General features: G+C 71.7%; 20 protein-coding genes. 17 read left to right on the top strand and 3 right to left on the bottom strand.

Going from position 1 to position 20,384, the window contains the following annotated elements; all coding sequences use genetic code 11:
- Positions 1-43: 43 nt before the first annotated feature.
- On the top strand, positions 44-1,780 hold the full coding sequence (locus tag BLV24_RS07630) for a tetratricopeptide repeat protein (protein WP_092680582.1): 1,737 nt from the start codon (positions 44-46) through the stop codon (positions 1,778-1,780).
- Positions 1,770-2,711, top strand: coding sequence for a 4-(cytidine 5'-diphospho)-2-C-methyl-D-erythritol kinase (locus BLV24_RS07625; RefSeq protein ID WP_092680581.1), 942 nt, complete (start codon positions 1,770-1,772; stop codon positions 2,709-2,711). The genes BLV24_RS07630 and BLV24_RS07625 overlap by 11 nt, the downstream gene beginning before the upstream one ends.
- A 6-nt stretch (positions 2,712-2,717) precedes the next feature.
- Here BLV24_RS07625 and BLV24_RS07620 read toward each other — a convergent pair whose 3' ends face one another.
- Positions 2,718-3,659 (bottom strand): polyprenyl synthetase family protein, encoded by a 942-nt coding sequence (locus tag BLV24_RS07620; protein ID WP_092680970.1) that lies wholly within the window; start codon positions 3,657-3,659, stop codon positions 2,718-2,720.
- A gap of 230 nt (positions 3,660-3,889) precedes the next feature.
- Here BLV24_RS07620 and BLV24_RS07615 point away from each other — a divergent pair, with 230 nt between their 5' ends.
- The 3 genes from BLV24_RS07615 to BLV24_RS07605 all read left to right on the top strand — a co-directional run bounded on the left by BLV24_RS07615 (position 3,890) and on the right by BLV24_RS07605 (position 6,217).
- Positions 3,890-4,123, top strand: a complete 234-nt coding sequence (locus BLV24_RS07615) for a putative signal transducing protein (protein ID WP_092680580.1) — start codon at positions 3,890-3,892, stop codon at positions 4,121-4,123.
- 330 nt (positions 4,124-4,453) lie between these two features.
- Positions 4,454-5,641, top strand: a complete 1,188-nt coding sequence (locus BLV24_RS07610; RefSeq protein ID WP_092680579.1) for a M20 aminoacylase family protein — start codon at positions 4,454-4,456, stop codon at positions 5,639-5,641.
- Between the two features lie 402 nt (positions 5,642-6,043).
- Positions 6,044-6,217, top strand: a complete 174-nt coding sequence (locus BLV24_RS07605) for a YdcH family protein (RefSeq protein ID WP_092680578.1) — start codon at positions 6,044-6,046, stop codon at positions 6,215-6,217.
- Between the two features lie 75 nt (positions 6,218-6,292).
- Here BLV24_RS07605 and yddG read toward each other — a convergent pair whose 3' ends face one another.
- Positions 6,293-7,249: an aromatic amino acid exporter YddG gene (gene yddG / locus BLV24_RS07600; RefSeq protein ID WP_092680577.1), complete on the bottom strand. Its 957-nt coding sequence runs from the start codon at positions 7,247-7,249 to the stop codon at positions 6,293-6,295.
- 333 nt (positions 7,250-7,582) lie between these two features.
- Positions 7,583-8,608, bottom strand: a complete 1,026-nt coding sequence (gene gcvA / locus BLV24_RS07595) for a transcriptional regulator GcvA (protein ID WP_092680576.1) — start codon at positions 8,606-8,608, stop codon at positions 7,583-7,585.
- A 144-nt stretch (positions 8,609-8,752) separates the two neighbouring features.
- On the opposite strand from gcvA, the gene BLV24_RS07590 reads away from it, so the two are divergent.
- The 12 genes from BLV24_RS07590 to trpB all read left to right on the top strand — a co-directional run bounded on the left by BLV24_RS07590 (position 8,753) and on the right by trpB (position 20,365).
- Positions 8,753-8,935 carry a hypothetical protein gene (locus BLV24_RS07590; protein WP_092680575.1) on the top strand — a complete coding sequence of 61 codons (183 nt, stop codon included), beginning with the start codon at positions 8,753-8,755 and terminating at the stop codon, positions 8,933-8,935.
- A 107-nt stretch (positions 8,936-9,042) separates the two neighbouring features.
- Positions 9,043-10,200, top strand: a complete 1,158-nt coding sequence (locus BLV24_RS07585) for an amidohydrolase family protein (protein WP_092680574.1) — start codon at positions 9,043-9,045, stop codon at positions 10,198-10,200.
- A gap of 67 nt (positions 10,201-10,267) precedes the next feature.
- Positions 10,268-11,626 carry a 3-phosphoshikimate 1-carboxyvinyltransferase gene (aroA, locus tag BLV24_RS07580; RefSeq protein WP_092680573.1) on the top strand — a complete coding sequence of 453 codons (1,359 nt, stop codon included), beginning with the start codon at positions 10,268-10,270 and terminating at the stop codon, positions 11,624-11,626.
- Positions 11,627-11,669: 43 nt separating this feature from the next.
- Positions 11,670-12,302: a (d)CMP kinase gene (gene cmk / locus BLV24_RS07575; protein ID WP_092680572.1), complete on the top strand. Its 633-nt coding sequence runs from the start codon at positions 11,670-11,672 to the stop codon at positions 12,300-12,302.
- 153 nt (positions 12,303-12,455) lie between these two features.
- Positions 12,456-14,132, top strand: coding sequence for a 30S ribosomal protein S1 (gene rpsA / locus BLV24_RS07570; RefSeq protein ID WP_092680571.1), 1,677 nt, complete (start codon positions 12,456-12,458; stop codon positions 14,130-14,132).
- A gap of 505 nt (positions 14,133-14,637) precedes the next feature.
- Complete coding sequence (gene sppA / locus BLV24_RS07565; RefSeq protein WP_092680570.1) at positions 14,638-15,513, top strand: signal peptide peptidase SppA; 876 nt, start codon at positions 14,638-14,640, stop codon at positions 15,511-15,513.
- Between the two features lie 119 nt (positions 15,514-15,632).
- Entirely contained in the window at positions 15,633-15,938 is a 306-nt protein-coding gene (gene ihfB, locus BLV24_RS07560) for an integration host factor subunit beta (protein WP_092680569.1), read from the top strand.
- 54 nt (positions 15,939-15,992) lie between these two features.
- Positions 15,993-16,343 (top strand): LapA family protein, encoded by a 351-nt coding sequence (locus BLV24_RS07555; RefSeq protein WP_092680568.1) that lies wholly within the window; start codon positions 15,993-15,995, stop codon positions 16,341-16,343.
- A 45-nt stretch (positions 16,344-16,388) separates the two neighbouring features.
- Positions 16,389-17,042: a phosphoribosylanthranilate isomerase gene (locus BLV24_RS07550; protein WP_092680567.1), complete on the top strand. Its 654-nt coding sequence runs from the start codon at positions 16,389-16,391 to the stop codon at positions 17,040-17,042.
- A 322-nt stretch (positions 17,043-17,364) separates the two neighbouring features.
- The gene (locus BLV24_RS07545) at positions 17,365-18,555 is read left to right on the top strand and encodes a serine hydrolase domain-containing protein (protein ID WP_092680566.1); all 1,191 of its coding nucleotides are present in this window, start codon (positions 17,365-17,367) and stop codon (positions 18,553-18,555) included.
- A 22-nt stretch (positions 18,556-18,577) separates the two neighbouring features.
- A complete protein-coding gene (locus BLV24_RS07540) occupies positions 18,578-19,057 on the top strand; it encodes a GNAT family N-acetyltransferase (RefSeq protein WP_245710447.1) in 480 nt (159 codons plus the stop codon).
- Between the two features lie 87 nt (positions 19,058-19,144).
- Positions 19,145-20,365 carry a tryptophan synthase subunit beta gene (trpB, locus tag BLV24_RS07535; RefSeq protein ID WP_092680564.1) on the top strand — a complete coding sequence of 407 codons (1,221 nt, stop codon included), beginning with the start codon at positions 19,145-19,147 and terminating at the stop codon, positions 20,363-20,365.
- Positions 20,366-20,384: the final 19 nt, after the last annotated feature.

The following is a 20,384-nucleotide window of genomic DNA, read 5'->3' as shown; positions in this document are numbered from 1 at the left end:
TAGGGGCGATGACAGCCGCCACCCAGCCGGAGGACCGGACGCCGTGACGCACCGAGCCCAAACCGTCGCGTTCAGGGCCGCGTTCGCGGCGCTGACCCTCGGGATCTTCGCGCAGGAGGCTGCGGCGACGTCCCTGTCCGGCGCCTATCTGGCCGGCCGATCCGCCGCCGCGCGCAATGACTACGACGAGGCCGCGCGCTTCTTCTCCGCCGCGCTGGCCCGCGATCCCGGCGACGCCGACCTGCGCGACCGGGCGATGACCTTCAAGTTGCTGACCGGCGACCTGCGCGGCGCCGCCGCCATCGCCGAGCGCATCGCCGCCGCCGATCCCGTCCACCAGCTCGCCGCGCTGACGCTGGTGGCCGACGACATCGCCTCGGGCGCCTTCGACGATGCGGCCGAGCGGCTGGGCGTGGATGACGGCCGCATGTCGCCGCTGGTCACCGGCCTGCTGCGCGGCTGGGCCGAGATGGGCCGCGGCGACCGCGACGCGATGGAGGCCGCCTTCTCCGCCCTGCGCGGCGAACGCGCGGCGGAGCTGTTCGGCAGCTATCACCTGGGGCTCGCCCGCGCCGCGCTGGGCGACGCCGACGGCGCGCGCGAGGCGCTGGAGGCCGCCTTCAAGGCCGGCGCCGCCTCGGCCGGGCGTCCGGCGCTGGCGCTGGGCTGGGCGCTGGAGACGCTGGGCGAAACCGACCGGGCCCGCGAGGTCTACGCCAACGCCGCGCCGGGCTTCGTCGAGGCGGCGCAGGAACTCGCCCGGTTCGACCGGGGAGAGCCCCCCGCGCTGCTGGTCTCCAACGCCCGCGAAGGCGCGGCGGAGGCGCTGTTCTCCATCGCCACCGCGCTGGGCACCGAACGCGGCGCCGGGGTGGCGCTGCTCTACGCCCGCATCGCGCTGTCGCTGCGCCCCGAATTGCAGGAGGTGCGGGTGCTCGCCGGCCGCCTGCTGGATTCGCAGGGCCAGCACGAAGCCGCGATCGAGGATTTCCGGATGGTCCCCCGCGGCTCCGCGATCTTCCTGACGGCCGAACTCAGCCGCGCCGACGCGCTGCTGACGCTGGACCGGGACGATGACGCGGTGATCGTGCTCGACGCGCTGGCCGGCGCGCATCCGGGCGATCTGGAGGTGCAGCTCACGCTCGCCCAGGCGCTCAGCAAGGCCGAGCGCTGGCCCGAGGCGATCGAGGCCTATGACTCCGCCATGGCGCTGATCGACCCGGTGGTCCGCCAGCACTGGTCGATCTTCTACCGCCGCGGCATCGCGCATGAGCGCGCCGGCCAGTGGGAACAGGCCGAAGCCGACTTCAAGAAGGCGCTGGAGCTTGAGCCCGATCAGCCGATGGTGCTGAACTATCTCGGCTATTCCTGGGTCGAGCTTTCCCGCAACTTCGACGAGGCCCAGGCCATGATCGAAAAGGCGGTCGAGCAGAAGCCCGAGGACGGCTACATCACCGACTCTCTGGGCTGGGTGCTCTACCGCATCGGCAAATACGAGGAAGCCGCCCCGCACCTGGAGCGGGCGGTGGAGCTGATGCCCACCGATCCGATCATCAACGACCATCTCGGCGACGCGCTGTGGATGGTCGGGCGCAAGCGGGAGGCGCGCTTCCAGTGGCGCCGGGCGATCAGCTTCGAGCCGACCGAGAAGGACCTGGAGCGGATCCGCGCCAAGCTGGACCGCGGCCTGGACGTGGTGCTGAAGGAGGAGGCGGCGGCCGGCGCCAGCGCCGCGGCCCCCGAAGCCGATCCGGCGACGCCCTCCGCCAATGGCGGCTGAGGCCGCCGCCGGGACCAGGGCGGAGGCGAGGGGCGGGGCCGCGTGGTCGGAGCCCGCCCGCGCCAAGGTCAACCTGCATCTCCACGTGCTCGGGCGGCGGCCGGACGGCTTGCACCTGCTGGATTCGCTCGTCGTCTTCCCCGACATCGCCGACCTGCTGGAGGCGGAGCCGGCGCGCGCCCTGTCGCTGAGCCTCGACGGCCCGTTCGGGGCGGGGCTCTCCGCCGGGGCCGACAACCTGGTGATCGCCGCCGCCGAGGCGCTGGCCGCCCGCGCCGCGCGGGAGGGCGCCCAGCCCGCGGGCGCGGCGCTGCGGCTGGTGAAGCGGCTGCCGGTGGCCTCGGGCATCGGCGGCGGGTCGGCGGATGCGGCGGCGGCGCTCCGGCTGCTCAACCGTATGTGGGGGCTGGATTATCCGCGATCGGTGCTGGCGGAGATCGGGCTGGGGCTCGGCGCCGACATCCCGGTCTGCGTCCATGCGCCCCGCGCGCTGGTCATGTCGGGGATCGGTGAGGTCCTGAGCCCCGCCCCGGCGCTGCCGCGCTTCTGGCTGGTGCTGGCCAATCCCGGCGTCGCCACGCCCACCGGCGCGGTGTTCGGGCGGCTCGCCCATCGCGACGGGCGGGCGGCGGCATGGGCCGCGGAGGGATATGCCGACGCCGCGGCGCTCGTCGCAGCCCTGGCGGGGACGTCGAACATGCTGGAGGCCCCGGCCCGCGAGGTGACCCCGCAAGTCGGCGCGACGCTGGACGCGCTCGCTGCCGCGCCGGGCGTCCTGCAGGCGCGCATGTCGGGCAGCGGCGCCACCTGCTTCGGGCTGTTCGCGCGGGAGAAGCCGGCGCTCGCCGCCGCGCAGGCGCTGCGCGAGGCGGGGATGTGGGCGGAGGCCGGGGCGGTCGCGCCGACCCCCGCCCCCGCACCGATCCGCTGACTCGCCTCAGTTCAGGCGGGACACCACGAAATCCACCACGTCGGCCAGCGCCTCCCGCAGGGGCGAGGCGGGGAAGGGGGCCAGCGCGGCGCGGGCCTCCTCGGCATAGGCGCGGGCGCGTGCCTCGGTCTCCGCCAGCGCGCCGGAAGCGCGCATCAGCTCAAGCGCGTGGGGGAGGTCGTCCTCGCCCTGCTCCCGCCGCTCGATCACCCGCACCCAGAAGTCGCGGGCGGCGTCGTCAGGGGCGGCGGCGGCGGCCAGCAGCACCGGCAGCGTCACCTTCCCCTCCCGGAAATCGTCGCCGACATTCTTGCCCAGCGCCGCGGAGCTGCCGCCGTAATCCAGCAGGTCGTCCACGATCTGGAAGGCCATGCCCAGCGCCTGGCCGTAGGCGCGCAGGGCCTCGATCCGGCTTTCCTCGGCCTCCGCGATCACGCCGCCGACCTCCGAGGCCGCCGCGAACAGCGCCGCGGTCTTGCCGTGGATCATGCGCAGATAGGCGTCCTCGCCGGTGGAGAGGTCATTGGCGGTGGCGAGCTGCATGACCTCGCCCTCCGCGATCACGGCCGAGGCGTCGGCGAGGATCGCCAGAACCCGCAGGCTGTCGGCCTCGACCATCAACTGGAAGGACCGCGAGAACAGGAAGTCCCCGACCAGCACGGAGGACTTGTTGTCCCACAACAGGTTCGCCGTGGGGCGCCCGCGCCGCTGGGCGCTTTCGTCAACCACGTCGTCATGCAGCAGGGTGGCGGTGTGGATGAACTCCACGGTCGCGGCCAGCAGGACGTGATGCTCGCCCTCGTAGCCGCACAGGCGGGCGGCGGCCAGCGTCAGGATCGGGCGCAGGCGCTTGCCGCCGGCCTCGACCAGGTGGCGGGTGATCTCGGGGATGCGCGGCGCGTGCTCGGAGGCCATGCGGGTCGCGATCAGGTGATTGACCCGCCCCATGTCCTCGGCGACCAGCGCCTGCAACCGGGAGAACGCGTCCTGCGGGGCGGGGCCGGCTTGGCTGCGGGCGGGGGCGGCGGGCGCGGTCACGGGCGGGCGGATCCTTCGGCGGAGGTCTTGGTCATCGGGCGCCGGCGCGAACGGAGGCCGCGCGCCGGCGAAACTCGGGGTCAGGCTGCGCCGCGGGGCGCACTCGACGGACGCCTCGGGGCCGGGCTATGCGTCGAGACATGGAAGAACTCATCCGCACCAACGATCCCACAGTGATCGCCTTCGCCACGGCCCTGCTGCGTGGCGAGGATATAGTCTGCTTCGAATACGACGTCCATACGAGCGTCCTCGAGGGCAGCCTGGGCGTGCTGCCGCGCCGACTGGTCTGCGCGCGGTCGGATGCGTTCATGGCGCGCGCGATCCTGCGCGAAAACGGGCTGGGAGGCGAGCTTCGTCCCGGATCGGAGGGATGAGCCGGCCGCGGGCCGCCGGAGCGGACCGCGCGCGGAAACGCGGCGTTTCGATCCCGGCGACCGGACCGGGGCGCCTCCGCGCGGCGACCGCGACGCTCCCGACCCGGTGATGCGCCCGCGCGCGGGTTTTCGCCGATCGCGCCGCTGGCGCCGCACGATGGCCCGTGCCATGTCAAGGAGAGAGACGATCTCCCGGCCCGCGCGGTCGCCGCGCCGCGCGACGCCGGACCTCTCGACCTGGACCGCCGCGCCGCGCTCCCGCCCGCGCGGCCCTACCCCCTGGAGACGCGCCGCGCCTCGACCGCGGCCGCCCGCGACCGGAGCCCCGGCATGAACAAGCCCATCCCCAACTCGATCATGGCGCTGGAAGCCGAGCTGACCGAATGGCGGCGCGACCTGCACATGCATCCCGAGCTGAATTACGAAGAGGTCCGCACCGCCGGCGTGGTGGCCGAAAAGCTGAAGGGGTTCGGCTTCGACGCGGTGGAGACCGGGGTCGGCAGGACCGGCGTGGTGGGCATCCTGCATGGCGCCGACGGCCCCGCGGAGGGGGCCGGGCGCCGCATCCTGGTCCGCGCCGACATGGACGCCCTGCCGATCATGGAGGCGACGGGCAAGGCCTGGGCTTCGACCGCGCCCGGCAAGATGCATGCCTGCGGCCATGACGGGCACACGACCATGCTGCTCGGCGCCGCGAAACACCTGGCCGAGACCCGCAATTTCTCCGGCACCGTGGTCTTCGTGTTCCAGCCGGCGGAGGAGGGCGGCGGCGGCGCCAAGGCGATGATCGACGACGGGCTGCTGGAGCGCTGGCCGGTGCGCGCCGCCTTCGGCATGCACAACTCCCCCGGCGATCCGGTGGGAACCTTCGGCACCGCGCCGGGCGCGGCGCTGGCCTATGCGGACCGCTTCGTCATCACCCTGCGCGGCAAGGGCGGCCACGCCGCCATGCCGCATCTGGCGGATGACGTGATCGTGGCGGGGAGCCAGCTGGTCACCGCCTTCCAGTCGATCATCTCGCGGCGACGCGACCCGATGAACCCGGCGGTGATCTCCATCACCCGTTTCCACGCGGGCTCGGCCTACAACGTCCTGCCGCCTTCGGCGGAGCTGTGGGGCACGGTGCGGGTGCTCGACGACACGCTGGCCGCCCAGCTGATCGGCGAGATGGAGCGCCAGTGCCGCCTGATCGGCGAGGCGATGGGGGTGGAGGTCGACGCGCAGCTTGGTCTCGACGCCTACCCGGTGTGCTGGAACGACCCCGGCGCCACCGATTTCGCGGTCCAGGTGATGACCGAGCTGGTGGGGGCGGAGAACGTCACCCCCAACGCGACCCCGGTGCTGGGAGGCGAGGATTTCGCCTTTTTCGGCCAGGTGGTCCCGGCGAATTTCGTCTTCATCGGCAATGGCGACAGCGCGCCGCTGCACCATCCCGAATACGACTTCGACGATCGCGCCGCGCCGCTGGGCGTGGCCTACTGGTCCCTGTTGGTGGAGCAGGCGCTGCCGCGGGGCTGAGCCGTCGCGCACCGCTCTCCGCCCCCGCGGATAGGGCCGGGCGGGGAGGAAGGCCGGGGCAGGTGATTCGCGCCACGGTTGCGTCCGGCGTGCGCGCTCGCCGGGGCTTCTCGACGCCGGTGGGCCGGAGCCCGTCGCCGCCGCGCGCCGCGCCCCGAGAGGGCGGTTCGCGGGCGCGCCGCGGGCGTCGCTGGGCGCTTGCGCGATATTCCAGAAGAAACAAACGCTTGAGTAGCGTTAATCGGTCGTTAATTGCGGAATGGGGGCGCGCTCGGGCAACATTCGTTAAGCTGAGTTTGCGAACTTTTGTGCGTTTACCAACACGCTTCCGTGAAAAACGGATGACGAGATGCCGGACCAATGCTTAGATTGGTGTCACCGCATCATGGAAGGAGGACGTCGATGAACCTCGCCGGGCACATCACCGAGCTCAGGAAGAAGCATCAGTCTCTGGCCCGTCTCATCGAGGATGAGCAGCGCCGGCCCGCCGCCGATGATCTCGAGCTGGCGCGCATGAAGCGAGAAAAGTTGAAGATCAAGGAGGAGATCACGCGGCTCAGTCCGTCGATCCACTGATCTCCCGATCGGGCCGCGGGGAACAGCCGCCGGACCCGATGGCCCTGAAGGGGCCGTTCGCGACAGGGGGGCCGCCTATGCGGCCCCTTTTCCTTTGGCGGGAGGCGATCCTTCGGCGGGAACGGGCGCCGGCGCCCGGCGCGACCCCAGCGCGGCCAGCGCCGCCCCGCCTGCGATCAGCGCCGCGGCCAGCGCCAGCGCGCCGGTCAGCTCCGCCTCTCCCGCCGCCGCCAGCGCGAGGGTCGAGAGCAGGGGCGCCGCATAGGCGGCGACCCCGAGCAGCTGGATGTCCCCCCGCCGCACGCCGTAATCCCAGACATAGAAGGCCAGCCCCAGCGGCCCCAGCCCCAGCCCGGCCACCGCCGCCCATTCGCCGGCGCCGGCGGGCCAGACGGTCCGCTCCAGCGCCAGATGCGCGAGCGCGGACAGGATCGCGCCGGCGGCGCAGTAGACGGCGACGGCTTCGGTCGGGGCTTCGCCCATGCGCCGGGACAGGACCGAATAGCCCGACCAGATCAACGCGCAGAGAATCGCCGCCGCGAAGCCCGCGGCATGGCGGGGCGCGAAGCCCTCCGGCCCCAGCCCGGGCGCGAGGATCAGCGCCGCCCCCGCCAGCGCCACCAGCGCGCCGATCACGTGCAGGGCGCGCAGCCGCTCGCCCGGCAGCAGGCCGGAGAACAGGACGATCAGCAGCGGCCAGAGATAGGCGATCAGCCCGGCCTCGGCCGCCGGCGCGCCGCGCAGGGCGGTGAAGTAGAAGAAGTGGTAGCCGAAGATCCCCCCGATCCCCAGCGTCAGCGCCCGGGGCCCGCCGCGCAGCGCGCCGACCAGCGCCGCCCCCAGCGGCCGCCCGCCGATCCGCGCCCAGACCAGCCCGACGCCGGCCCCCAGCGCCAGGCACATCGCCGTCAGCTGAAACGGCGGCACGGCGCCCGAGCGCACGGTGAACAGCGCCAGCAGCGCCCAGAGCGCCACCGCCCCGCAACCGACCCCCGTGGCCAGCCGGCGCGCGGCCGCCGCGTCCCCGCTCATGCTCCGGGGCCCGGATGGCGGGCGGGGCGGATGGCGATGGCGTGAGGCATGGGGCGGGGTCCGGAACGGCTGCAGGCGCTCCCTCATGTCACGCGGGCGCGCGCATGCGAAGGGGGCGTCCGGTCACGGCGCGAAGGCGGGCGGGGAGGAGGGGGGGTGGTGATCCGACGCGCCGACGGTCAGAGGGGGGGCAATCACGCCGACGCGCCGGATCTGAGGAAGCCGTCCCGGTCGCAGCTCTGGAACCAACTTCTTGAGGGTGAAGATGGGGGGCGAATGGGTCCTGCGTTCGACGTGATTGAGGCGATTGCGCCGCAAAGTTGAGCCCATCGGTCATTCTCGCGGGCTTTGCGGCGCAATTGGTTTCCGGTCCGAACCGATCGCGCGCCTTTCCTTGTCCGGGCCGGCGAAATCGATGTCCGGAAACATCGCCTGCACCGCCGTCCGCGTCGCCGCCATTTCCGATTCGAGCCAGGCGAGGAACCGCGCCAGCGCGCCCCCCCGCTCCGCCCCTTCCGGGCAGACGAACCGGTAGACGCCGGGCAGGGGCAGGGTCAGCCCGAAGGGCGCGACCAGCCGTCCCGCCGTCAATTCGCGCTCGCTGACCAGGAAGCGCCCGAGCACCACGCCGGCATTGTCGAGCGCCGCGTCCATCGCGTGATCGGCATGGGAGAACCGCGGCCCGCGGTCCCCGGCGACCGCCCCCGCGCCGCCGTCGACCCCGGCGGCGCGCAGCCAGGCCGGCCAGTCCGGCTTTCCCGCCAGCAGGGCCAGCGAGTCGTCATGCAGCAGCGTGTGCTCGGCGAGGTCCCGCGGATGGCGCAGGGTCCGGGCCCGCTCCGGCGTGCAGAGCGGGACCAGCCGGTCCACCCAGAGATCCCGCGCGGTCAGGCCGGGCGGCGGCGACTGGCTCAGCCGCACGGCGGCGTCGATGCCGTCCCGGTCGAAATCCATGATCCGCAGCGAGGCGACGAAGCGCAGTTCGATGTCGGGATGCGTTTCGGCGAAACGGAACAGGCGCGGGGCCAGCCATTTGGCGGTCAGCGCGGGGCCGGCGGTGACCACCAGCGGGCGATCCTCCGACAGCCGCCGAACCGCGCGCTGGGCGTCGCGGAAGGCGGCGAACCCGGCCTCGGTCCCCGGGCGGAGGGCGCGGCCGGCCTCGGTCAGCTTGATCGCGCGGTTCAGGCGGCGGAACAGGGGCTGGCCGAAATGCTCCTCCAGCTTGCGGATCCGCCAGGACAGGGCGGCGGGGGTGAGGTGCAGTTCATCGGCCGCCCTGGCGAAGGACATGTGGCGGGCGGCGGCCTCGAAGGCGCGCAGTCCGCCCAGCGGCGGCAAGCGGTCGGACTCGGGCATGACAGGTGGGTCCGGTGTGGCTTCGGAACAGGTGAACTTGTCTGAACCTGGCATAAAGCTCGTTTGCGGGCGAGCGGTTCAGGGCGGATATTGGGGGTCAGGAGATGACGCCCCTGTGTCGTCCGGATCAATGGAGTTGATGCGATGACCGAGTTCGACTTCGCCCGTCCCGCCGCCGATCCCTACGCCGCCGCGGCCCGCCGCGCGCGGGACCTGCGCTCCGCGGCGGTGCGCGGCGCCGGCGCGGTCCTCGCGGCCTGGCTCGTCTCCGGCCTGGTCCGCAGCGGGCTGTCCGGCCGCGCGCCCGCGCTTCGCGCCGCGCCCTGAGGCGCGGGGCCGCCGGGCGGCTTTCAGCCGAACCGCGCGCGGGATTCCGCCGCGGCCGCGGGATCGTGCTAGGCTGACGCCACGTCCAGCATCAGGCGAGCGCAGCCATGTCCGATTTGCCCATCACCAATTGCCACGTCCACGCGTTCACCATGGAGCACGTGCCCGACCGCTATATCCGCTTCGGCCTGCTGAACGTGCTCAAGGCCAGGCCGGTGCGCCAGGCGCTGCTCTGGACCCTGCCGCGGCTGCTGCCGCTCCGCCATCGCGACGTGCTGGAGCGCGCCGCCCGCTTCGCCGCGATCTCGTCGGTCGACAACGGACAGGAGGGGATCCTGCGCACCGTGCGCGGCTATTATCCCAGGGGCGCGCGCTTTGTGGTGCTGCCCATGGACATGGCCCATATGGGCAAGGGCAGGCCGGCCGAGGATCTGCCGGCCCAGCATGACGAGCTCGCCCGCATCGCCGCGCTGCCGGACCTGGCGGGGACGATCCTGCCTTTCGCCACCTTCCATCCCGACCGGGGGCTCGCGGGGGTGGACGAGGTGAAACGCTGTTTCGACATGGGGTTCCGGGGCCTGAAGCTCTACCCGCCGCTGGGCTTCCCGCCGGATCACCCGCTGCTGATGGAGCAGGTCTATCCGCTCTGCGTCGAGCGGAACCTGCCGGTGATCTCGCATTGCTCCCGCGGCGGGGTCTCGCATGTCGGTCTGGACCGGCTGGAGGAGGCCTGGCGGGCCGGGCGCGGCGGGGCCGAGCCCCGGCGCTTCGCCTCCCCCCACGCGTTCAAGCCGGTGATGGAGGCCTTCCCCGACCTGCGGGTGTGCCTCGCGCATTTCGGCGGGGCGATCGACTGGCGCGACTATCTCGAACAGCCGATGGACCCTGACCGGGCCGACCTGCGGGAGGCGAACTGGCTGACCGCCATCCTCGACATGATGGGCGACCCGAAATACGCCAATCTCTACACCGACATCTCCTACACCATCTTCTATTTCGACGAGAATTTCCCGGCGCTTCGGGTGTTCCTCGACGACGCGCAGGTGGCCGCGCGGGTGCTGTTCGGCTCCGACTTCTACATGGCGGAGATGGAACGGCTGCCCGAGCGTTCGCTGTCCATCCGGCTGCGTCACGCGCTGGGGCGCGACCTGTTCCACCGCATCGCCTGCGAGAACCCGGAGCGATGGCTGACCGGGACCGCGCCCGCCCCCGCACCCGAACCCGAACCCGCGCCCAAGGTGGACGACGCGCCTCCGATCGGCTAGGCCCACGGCGAACCCGGATCGGCCCGCGCGCCCTCGGCGACGGGGCCGCGCAAAGGAGTGTATCGCCATGTCCGCGCACGGCGCCCCGCAACCGCTCATCTCCCGCGCCGCCGGCGCGCTGAAGGGCGAGGCGATCATCCCCGGCGACAAGTCCGTCTCGCACCGCGCCCTGATCCTCGGCGCGCTGGCGGTGGGCGAGACCCGGATCACCGGGCTGCTGGAAGGGCAGGACGTGCTCGACACCGCCCGCGCGATGGCGGCTTTCGGCGCGACCGTGACCCGGACCGGCGACGGCGCATGGACGGTGCGCGGCGTCGGCGTCGGCGGCTTCGCCGAGCCCGAGGACGTGATCGACTGCGGCAATTCCGGCACCGGCGTTCGGCTTATCATGGGGGCGATGGCGACCACGCCGATCTCCGCCACCTTCACCGGCGACGCCTCGTTGCGGCGCCGGCCGATGGGGCGGATCACCGATCCGCTGGCCCTGTTCGGCGCCCGGGCCCATGGCCGCCGCGGCGGGCGCCTGCCGCTGACGCTGGTGGGCGCCGCCGATCCGGTCCCGGTCTCCTACCGGCTGCCCATGGCCTCGGCCCAGGTGAAATCCGCGGTGCTGCTGGCCGGGCTCAACGCGCCGGGGATCACCGAGGCGATCGAGCCCGAGGCCACCCGCGACCATACCGAGCGGATGCTGCGCGGCTTCGGCGCGGTGGTCGAGGTGGCGGAGGCCGAGGGCGGCGGGCGCCTGATCCGCCTCACCGGCCAGCCGGAACTGATCGCCCAGACGCTCGCCGTGCCGCGCGACCCGTCCTCGGCGGCCTTCCCGATGGTGGCGGCGCTGCTGGTCGAGGGCTCGGAAGTCGTGCTGCCCGGCATCGGCATGAACCCGACCCGCACCGGCCTGATCCAGACCCTGCGCGAGATGGGCGCCGACCTGGAGGCCCGCCAGTCCCGCGAGGAAGGCGGCGAACCCGCGGCCGATCTCGTGGCCCGTTACTCCGCGCTCAAGGGCGTCGAGGTGCCGCCCGAGCGCGCGCCCTCGATGATCGACGAATACCCGATCCTCGCCGTCGCCGCCGCCTTCGCCGAGGGCAAGACGGTGATGCGCGGCATCGGGGAGCTGCGGGTGAAGGAATCGGACCGCATCGACGCGGTGGCCCGCGGGCTGGAGGCGATGGGCGTGCGGATCGAGGAGACCGAGGACAGCCTCACCGTCCATGGCATGGGCGCCGACGGCGTGCCCGGCGGCGGCACGGTGGCCACGCATCTCGATCACCGCATCGCCATGTCCTTCCTGGTCGGGGGGCTCGCCTCCCGGCGCCCGGTGGGCGTGGACGACGCCGGGCCGATCGCGACCTCCTTCCCCGCTTTCGGCCCGCTGATGGCCGCGCTGGGCGCCCCGATGGGCGCGGAGGACGACGCCGCATGAGCGCGGCCCGCCCCGCCCCATGCCCCCCAGGGAGGACCGCCGCATGAGCTTCGTCGTCGCCCTCGACGGACCCGCCGCCGCCGGCAAGGGCACCATCGCGCGCGCCCTTTCGGCCCGCTTCGGCTTCGCCCATCTCGACACCGGGCTGCTCTACCGCGCCACCGGCCTGCGCGCCCTGCGCGAAGGCGCCGGCGCCGTGAACCGCGACCACGCCGTGGAGGTCGCCGAGACCCTGCGCGCCGAGGACCTGGAGGCCGAGGGCCTGCGCACCGGCCCCGCCGGCGAGGCCGCCTCGGTCGTCGCGGCGATTCCCGAGGTCCGCGCCGCGTTGCTGAAGTTCCAGCGGGAATTCGCGGCCCGGCCCTCCGGCGCGGTGCTGGACGGGCGGGACATCGGCACGGTGATCTGCCCGGATGCGGACGTGAAGCTGTTCGTCACCGCCTCCGACGCGGCCCGCGCCGCCCGCCGTTTCGCGGAGCTTTCGGCGAAGGACCCCGCCCTGACGCTGGAGGACGTGGCCGGCGATCTCGCCCGTCGCGACGCCCGCGACGCCGGCCGGGCCGACGCGCCCATGCTGCGCGCGCCGGACGCGCTCTTGCTCGATACCACGGAATTGACTATAGACGCGGCCATCGCCGAAGCGGCGGCGCTGATAACAAGAAAACGCGAAGGCTGATCGAGCAGGCTCGGGACTCCACCCCCGGGCCTTCGCGTGCTTCCGGCCGAGGCTCGTCCCCGGCGTCTGCGTCCCCGCCGCATCGTCACCGACCAAGACCGCCGGAACCAACCGGCTGGCCCGAATAATCGTGTAACGGAGAAGATACTGAATATGGCACAAGCCACCATGGAAGATTTCGAAGCCCTGCTTCAGGAAAGCTTCGAGCTCCACATGCCCGAAGAGGGCGCCGTCGTTCGGGGCAAGGTGCTCGCGATCGACAACGGCCAGGCTCTGGTCGACATCGGCTTCAAGATGGAAGGCCGGATCGAGCTCAAGGAATTCCAGCGTCCCGGCGAAGCCGAGATCGCTGTCGGCGATGAGGTCGAGGTCTACCTGGACCGCGTCGAGAACGCCAAGGGCGAAGCCGTCCTGTCGCGCGACAAGGCCCGCCGCGAAGAGGCCTGGGACCGTCTCGAGTCCGCCGCCGACAAGGACAGCCGCGTCGAAGGCCAGATCTTCGGCCGCGTCAAGGGCGGCTTCACCGTCGATCTCGGCGGCGCCGTGGCCTTCCTGCCCGGCTCCCAGGTCGATGTGCGCCCGGTGCGCGACATCACCCCGCTGATGGGCGTCCCGCAGCCGTTCCAGATCCTCAAGATGGACCGCCGCCGCGGCAACATCGTGGTTTCGCGCCGCGCCGTGCTCGAAGAGAGCCGCGCCGAGCAGCGGGCCGAGGTGGTCGCGCGTCTGACCGAGGGCGATGTGGTCGACGGCGTGGTGAAGAACATCACCGATTACGGCGCCTTCGTGGACCTGGGCGGCGTCGACGGCCTGCTGCATGTCACCGACATGGCCTGGCGTCGCGTGAACCACCCGTCCGAGATCGTGAACATCGGCGAGACCCTCAAGGTCCAGGTGGTCAAGATCAACAAGGAGACGCACCGCATCTCCCTCGGCATGAAGCAGCTGCAGTCCGATCCGTGGGAAGGCGTCGACGCCAAGTACCCGGCCGGCATGAAGCTGATGGGCCGCGTCACCAACATCACCGACTACGGCGCCTTCGTGGAGCTGGAGCCGGGCGTCGAGGGTCTGGTCCACGTCTCCGAGATGTCCTGGACCAAGAAGAACGTGCATCCGGGCAAGATCGTTTCGACCTCTCAGGAAGTCGAAGTGATGGTGCTGGACGTCGATCCGGTGAAGCGCCGCGTGTCGCTCGGCCTCAAGCAGTGCCTGCGCAACCCGTGGGAGCTGTTCGCCGAGAACTACCCGGCCAACACCGAGGTCGAGGGCGAGGTGAAGAACATCACCGAGTTCGGCCTGTTCATCGGTCTGGACGGCGATATCGACGGCATGGTCCACCTGTCGGACCTGGAGTGGGACCGTCCGGGCGAGCAGGCCCTGGCCGAGTACACCAAGGGCGACATGGTCAAGGCCGTGGTGCTCGACGTGGACATCGACAAGGAGCGGATCTCGCTGGGCGTCAAGCAGCTCTCCGAGGACTCGTTCACCACGACCGCCGGCGGCATCAAGCGCGGTGAGATCGTGACCGTCGAGGTCACCAAGATCGAAGACGGCGGCATCGAGGTCGAGCATGAGGGCATGAAGGCCTTCATCCGTCGCTCGGACCTGGCCCGCGACCGTGGCGACCAGCGCCCCGAGCGGTTCAATGTCGGCGACAAGGTCGACGCCCGCGTGACCAACATCGACAAGAACGCCCGTCGTCTGGGCATGTCGATCAAGGCCCGCGAGATCGCCGAGGAGCGTGAAGCCGTCGAGCAGTTCGGGTCCTCCGACTCGGGCGCCTCGCTGGGCGACATCCTGGGCGCCGCGCTCAAGACCCGCGAGGAGTGATCCTCGCGCCCGGGGGCCCTCGGGCCTCCGGACTTCGGAACAGGGGAAAGGCGCCTTTCGGGGCGCCTTTTTCGTGCGCGCGGCCCTGTTCGCGGCCGATCCAGGCCGGTTTCCCCGCCTCCGCTTTCGTCTCCGCCCGCTGGTCGCGCGGCGGGTTATGCCACGGCAATTCGCCATGTGCGGAGCGCAGTCGGGTGATCGGATCCGGTCCGCGACATGGGGGGCGGGCGCGTCCGGTCGAACGCTCCGGGACGCGGTTGGGAACATCCCGGCCTCGGTCCTTTCGCGACGGCGATTTCGGCGGGGGCGGCGACGATCCGGGGCGTCGAGGGCACGGGGGCAACCACCATGGCTCCGCGGACCCCGACAGCCTGCGATACGATTTCGCGCCCGACGCGCCGAATGCCCTCTCCGGCGCGCGCGGGGGGGCTTGGGGGGCGGCGAAATGCGCGGGCTCCCAGCGTCATCGCTGGACGCCCGGGCCTTCGCATGAGATGACCCTTTCATGCTGCGCTTCATAACCTTCTGGCGGGTCGTCGCCGTTCTCGCCCTCGGGCTCTTCGCCTATGCGCTCTTCTCGGGCGACGGCGAACCTGCGGGGCCCTATGTGGCCCGTCACGACCTGACCGGGATCATCGTGCTGGACGACGACCGGGACGCGCTGATCCGCGACCTGGCCTCCGACCCGGACGCCGCCGCCCTGCTGCTGCGCATCGACAGCCCCGGCGGCACCGTCACCGGGGCCGAGGCGCTTTACGAGGCCATCCGCAAGGTGGCCGAGGTCAAGCCGGTGATCGCGGTGATGGGCGAGGTCGCGGCCTCGGGCGGCTATCTCGCCGCCATCGCCGCCGACCGGATCGTGGCGCATGGCAACACCATCACCGGCTCGATCGGGGTCATCAAGCAGGAGGTCGACATCCGCGGCCTGATGGACCTGGTGGGCGTGCAGGTGTCGGAGCGGCGCTCCGACGTCTACAAGGCCCGGCCCTCGCCTTTCTCCGCCACCCCCGCGCAGGTCGCGGAATGGGAGGACCGGATGATCGGCGAGGCGCATGAGTGGTTCCGCGGCCTGGTCGGCGACCGCCGCGGGCTGGAGGGGGAGGCGCTGGTCGCCGTCACCGACGGGCGCGTGTTCTCGGGCCGGCAGGCGCTGGAGCGGGGGCTGATCGACGAGGTCGGCGGGCTGGAGACGGCGCGGGCCTGGCTCGCCTCCGAGGGAGTCGATGCGGGCCTTCCGACCCGGAAAGTGGAAAAACCCTCGGAAAAAGTGAGCATGCTGAGGGATTTTCTGGATATGAAGGTCGCAGGCGCCACGGTTCTGGGTGAGATGGGCATTGGCCGGTTGACGGGGGGCGTCCGTCTCCTCTCAATACTCAGATGAACGATGAGGCTGTCGGCTGAGCGCGGAAAGCATGTGACTTTTCGCATCGCAGCGGAAATAGTGAATCGCGCGGCGAGGGACGAGGAGGCGAGGTCCATCGCCGGGCAGAGGGGACGAGGATGATCAAGTCGGAGCTGATCCAGCGCCTGACCGAGGAAAATCCGCATCTTTACCACCGCGATGTCGAGCGGATCGTATCCACGGTCTTCGACGAAATCGCGGGCGCTCTGGCGAGCGGGGATCGGGTGGAGCTGCGCGGCTTCGGCGCGTTTTCGGTCAAGAAGCGGGATGCGAGAATGGGACGGAACCCCCGCACGGGCGAATCCGTGCCGGTTCCGGAGAAGCATGTGCCCTTCTTCAAGACCGGCAAGGAACTTCGCCTGCGCCTGAACGGCGACGATGCGGATGACGAAGACGAGGATTGAGGCCCGCGCCGGACGTGTCCGGCCCACGGACCCGTCCGCAGCCAGGAGAGCGCGGTGCGCTACCTCAAGTACCTGTTTCTGATCGTGGTCGCCGTCGCGGCCATCCTGCTGGCCATCGCGAATCGCGGTCCGGTGACGCTCAGCGCGTTGCCGGAGGGCGTGACCGTGCCGGGGGCCGAAGGGCTGCCGACCTCGGTGACGCTGCCGGTCTATCTGGCGGTGTTCCTGTCGGTGTTCCTCGGAGTGGTCATCGGGCTGGTGCTCGAAATGCTGCGCGAGACCGACCACCGCAAGGCCGAGCGCCGCTTCAAGCGCGAGGCCGAGCGGCTGGACCGCGAGAACAAGCGCCTCACCGCCAAGGCCGGCGAAGAGGACGACGACATTCTCGGCCTGACCAAGGGCTGATCGGGGCGGGGGGCGTGGCTCCCCGGACCTTCGGAGAGCGCCGACATGAGCCTTCGCGTGAAGATCTGCGGCCTCCGCACGCCGGAGGCGCTCGCCGCCGCCGCGTCGGCGGGGGCGGCTTATGTCGGCTTCGTCTCCTTCCCCAGATCCCCGCGCCACCTGGATGACGCCGGCATCGCGGCGCTGGCGCCGCTGACGCCGCCGGGGATCTGCAAGGTGCTGCTCTGCGTGAACGCCTCGGACGCGGCGCTGGACGCGGTGCTGGAGGCGGCGCCGCTGGACATGCTGCAACTGCATGGCGCCGAGAGCCCGGAGCGGGTGGCGGAGGTGCGCGCGCGCTACGGGCTGCCGGTGATGAAGGCGGTGGGCGTGGCGGACGAGAGCGACCTGCCCGCGCTCGCCGAACATGCGCGGGCGGCGGATCAGCTGCTGGTGGATGCGAAGCCCCCGAAGACCGGCGCGGCGCTGCCGGGCGGCAACGGCATCGCCTTCGACTGGCGGCTGCTGCAGGGGCGGCGCTGGGGCCTGCCCTGGATGCTGGCGGGCGGGCTGACCCCGGCCAACGTGACCGAGGCCGCGCGGCTGACCGGGGCGACGCAGGTCGACGTCTCCAGCGGGGTGGAAAGCGCGCCGGGCGTCAAGAACCTGGACCGTATCGCGGCCTTCTGCGCCGCAGCCGGAGCCGCCGTTCCGGCCTGAGACCTTCCTGTTTCGTGATGCCGTGGGACCGCGGACCTTTCCGCCCGCGCCCCCGGTCCCGCGCGCCGCGGGCGTCCGGCCGCGGCCTGCGTCCGGGTCGTCGCGGCGCTCCCTCGCCCGCCGCCCGCGCGTCCCGTCGGGACCGAGGCGCCGCGTCGAGGGGGCGCCAGGCCGCGCCCTCGCGCCCGCGGCGCGCGGGACCGGGGGCGCGGGGGGGCGCCGTCTCCGGGTCGCGACGGTTGCGCTTGGCTATGGGCGCGGGGCCGGCTCTGGTCTATCCTTCGGCAAGACGTCGCAAGACGCACATATGGGGAGGTGAGCGATGCCGGAGATCGCCGGGATATCGCGGGCGCTTGACGCCCAGGTCGCCGCGGGCGCCACCGTCGGCTGCGTCGCCGTCGTGGTCGACGCCGACGGCGTGCTGCACGAATCCGCCCACGGCCTGCGCGCCGCCGGGGGAGCGGCGCGGATGACGACCGACAGCGTCTTCCGCCTGTTCTCCATGACCAAGGCCATCGGCTCGGTCGCGGCGCTGCGGCTGGTGGACGAGGGCCTGCTCTCGCTCGACGACGCGGTCGCGGACATCCTGCCGGAATTCGCCCGGCTGCAGGTGTTCGACGGTTGGGACGGCGACGCGCCCCGCTACCGCGCACCGGCCCGTCCGGTCACCGTGCGCCACCTGATGACCCACACCTCCGGCCTGGTCTACGACATCTGGAACGCCGACCAGTCCCGCCTGATCGACGTCACCGGCGCGCCGCGCATGTCCCATGGCCGCCGCGCCTCGCTGCCCGCCTTCCCGCTGCATTTCGATCCCGGCGCGCGCTGGGAATACGGGGTCTCGACCGACTGGCTCGGCCTCGTGGTCGAGGAGATCGCCGGGGAGCGGATCGAGGGGTTCCTCAAGCGCGAGATCCTCGGGCCGCTGGGCATGGGGTCCACCGACGTGACCTTCTCCCCCGACATGACCGCCCGCAAGGTGGCCGTCCATGCCGCGGGGCCGGAGGGCTGGCGGATTCTCGACGCGGACCTGCCGCCCACGCCGGATTTCTTCGGCATGGGCCACGCGCTGAACGGCTCGGGCGGGGACTACGCGCGTTTCCTGCGGATGATTCTGCGGGGCGGAGAGCTGGACGGCGCCCGCATCCTGGGCCCGGACTCCATCCTCGGCCTGCGCGAGAACGCCATCGGCGACCTGCGGGTGGAGCCCGCCGCCTCCGCCAGGCCGGAATATGGCGGGGGCATCGAGTTCTTCCCCGGCGTCGAGAAGACCTGGACGCTCGCCTTCATGCGCAACGAGCAGGCGATTCCGGGGATGCGCAATGCGGGCTCCATCGGCTGGGCGGGGGTGATGAACACCCATTACTGGATCGACCCGACCGCGGGGCTGGCGGGCGTGCTGATGATGCAGCAGCTCCCCTTCCTCGACGCCGGGGCCGTCGCCGCCTATGAGGCGTTCGAGCGCGCGGTCTACGCCCATGTCCCCGCCCGGACCGTCGTCGCCGCCGCCTGACCTCCCCGATCCGGAGCCCTTCGTGACCGACCCCGCGCATCCCTCGCTCGACGCCCTCACCTTCCGCGATGCGCGGGAGGAGGACGTGCCCCAGCTCGCCGCCATGCTGGCCGACGACCCGATCGGGGCGGCGCGCGAGGGGGCCAATGACGATCCCGCCTATCTGGAGGCGTTCCGCGCCATCCAGGCCCAGTCCGGCAACCGCCTGATCGTGGCCGAGGCCGGGCATGGCGCGGTGGTCGGCTGCCTGCAGCTGATCCTGATGCCCGGCCTGTCCCACAAGGGCGCCATCCGGGCGGAGATGGAGAATGTCCGCGTCGCGCTCTCCCACCGCTCGCACGGGGTCGGAGCGAAGATGGTCGCCCACGCCATCGCGCTCGCGAAGGCCGAGGGCGCGCGGCTCGTGCAGCTCACCTCCGACCTCGCCCGCCCCGACGCGCATCGCTTCTGGCTGGCGCAGGGCTTCGCGCGGTCCCATGCCGGGTTCAAGATGAAGCTCTGAAAGGCCCCGCGCCGCCTGCGGAACCTCTCGACGCGGCGCGCCATGGGGTCTAAACCTCGCGGCGTGAGCCACGGGGAGATCGCCGAGATGACTGCAGACGGCGCCAACAGCTTCCGCACCGGACCCGACGAGCGCGGCCGCTTCGGCATCTACGGAGGACGTTTCGTCTCCGAGACGCTGATGCCGCTGATCCTCGACCTGGAGGCGGAATACGAGAAGGCCAAGACCGATCCGACCTTCTGGGCGGAGATGGACGACCTGTGGACCCACTATGTGGGCCGGCCCAGCCCGCTCTACTTCGCGCCGCGGCTGACGGAAGAGCTCGGCGGCGCCAAGGTCTACCTCAAGCGCGACGAGCTGAACCACACCGGCGCGCACAAGATCAACAACGTGCTCGGCCAGATCCTGCTGGCGCGGCGCATGGGCAAGACCCGCATCATCGCCGAAACCGGCGCCGGCCAGCATGGCGTGGCGACCGCGACGGTCTGCGCCAAGTTCGGCCTGAAATGCGTGGTCTACATGGGCGCGACGGATGTGGAGCGCCAGAAGCCCAACGTGTTCCGCATGCGCCTGCTGGGCGCCGAGGTCATCCCCGCCACCTCCGGCCGCGCGACCCTCAAGGACGCGATGAACGAGGCGATGCGCGACTGGGTGACCAATATCGACGACACCTTCTACTGCATCGGCACCGTCGCCGGCCCGCATCCCTATCCGGCCATGGTCCGCGATTTCCAGTCGATCATCGGCAAGGAGACCAGGGCCCAGATGCAGGAGGCCGAGGGCCGTCTGCCCGACGTGCTGGTGGCCTGCATCGGCGGCGGCTCCAACGCCATGGGCCTGTTCCACCCGTTCCTCGACGACAAGGACGTGCGCATCGTGGGCGTCGAGGCCGGCGGCCACGGGGTCGATGAGCGGATGGAGCATGCGGCCTCGCTGACCGGCGGGCGTCCGGGCGTGCTGCATGGCAACCGCACCTATCTGCTGCAGGACGATGACGGCCAGATTCTGGAGGGGCACTCGATCTCCGCCGGGCTCGACTATCCGGGCATCGGGCCGGAGCATTCCTGGCTGCACGACATCAAGCGGGTCGAATACGTCTCGGTCACGGATGCGGAGGCGCTGGACGCCTTCCAGCTATCCTGTCGCACCGAGGGCATCATCCCCGCGCTTGAACCTGCGCACGCCTTGGCGCATGTGACCAAGCTCGCTCCGACCCTGCCGAAGGATTCGCTTCTGGTGATGAACATGTGCGGGCGCGGCGACAAGGACATCTTCACCGTCGCCGAGGCGCTGGGGACGTCGATCTGATTCTGTCCCGCCCCGCGGA

This window comes from Albimonas donghaensis, assembly GCF_900106695.1.
GTDB classification, from domain to species: Bacteria; Pseudomonadota; Alphaproteobacteria; order Rhodobacterales; family Rhodobacteraceae; genus Albimonas; species Albimonas donghaensis.
Note: the sequence above shows the minus strand (reverse complement) of the source record. Positions and strands in the feature narration are given on the sequence as shown.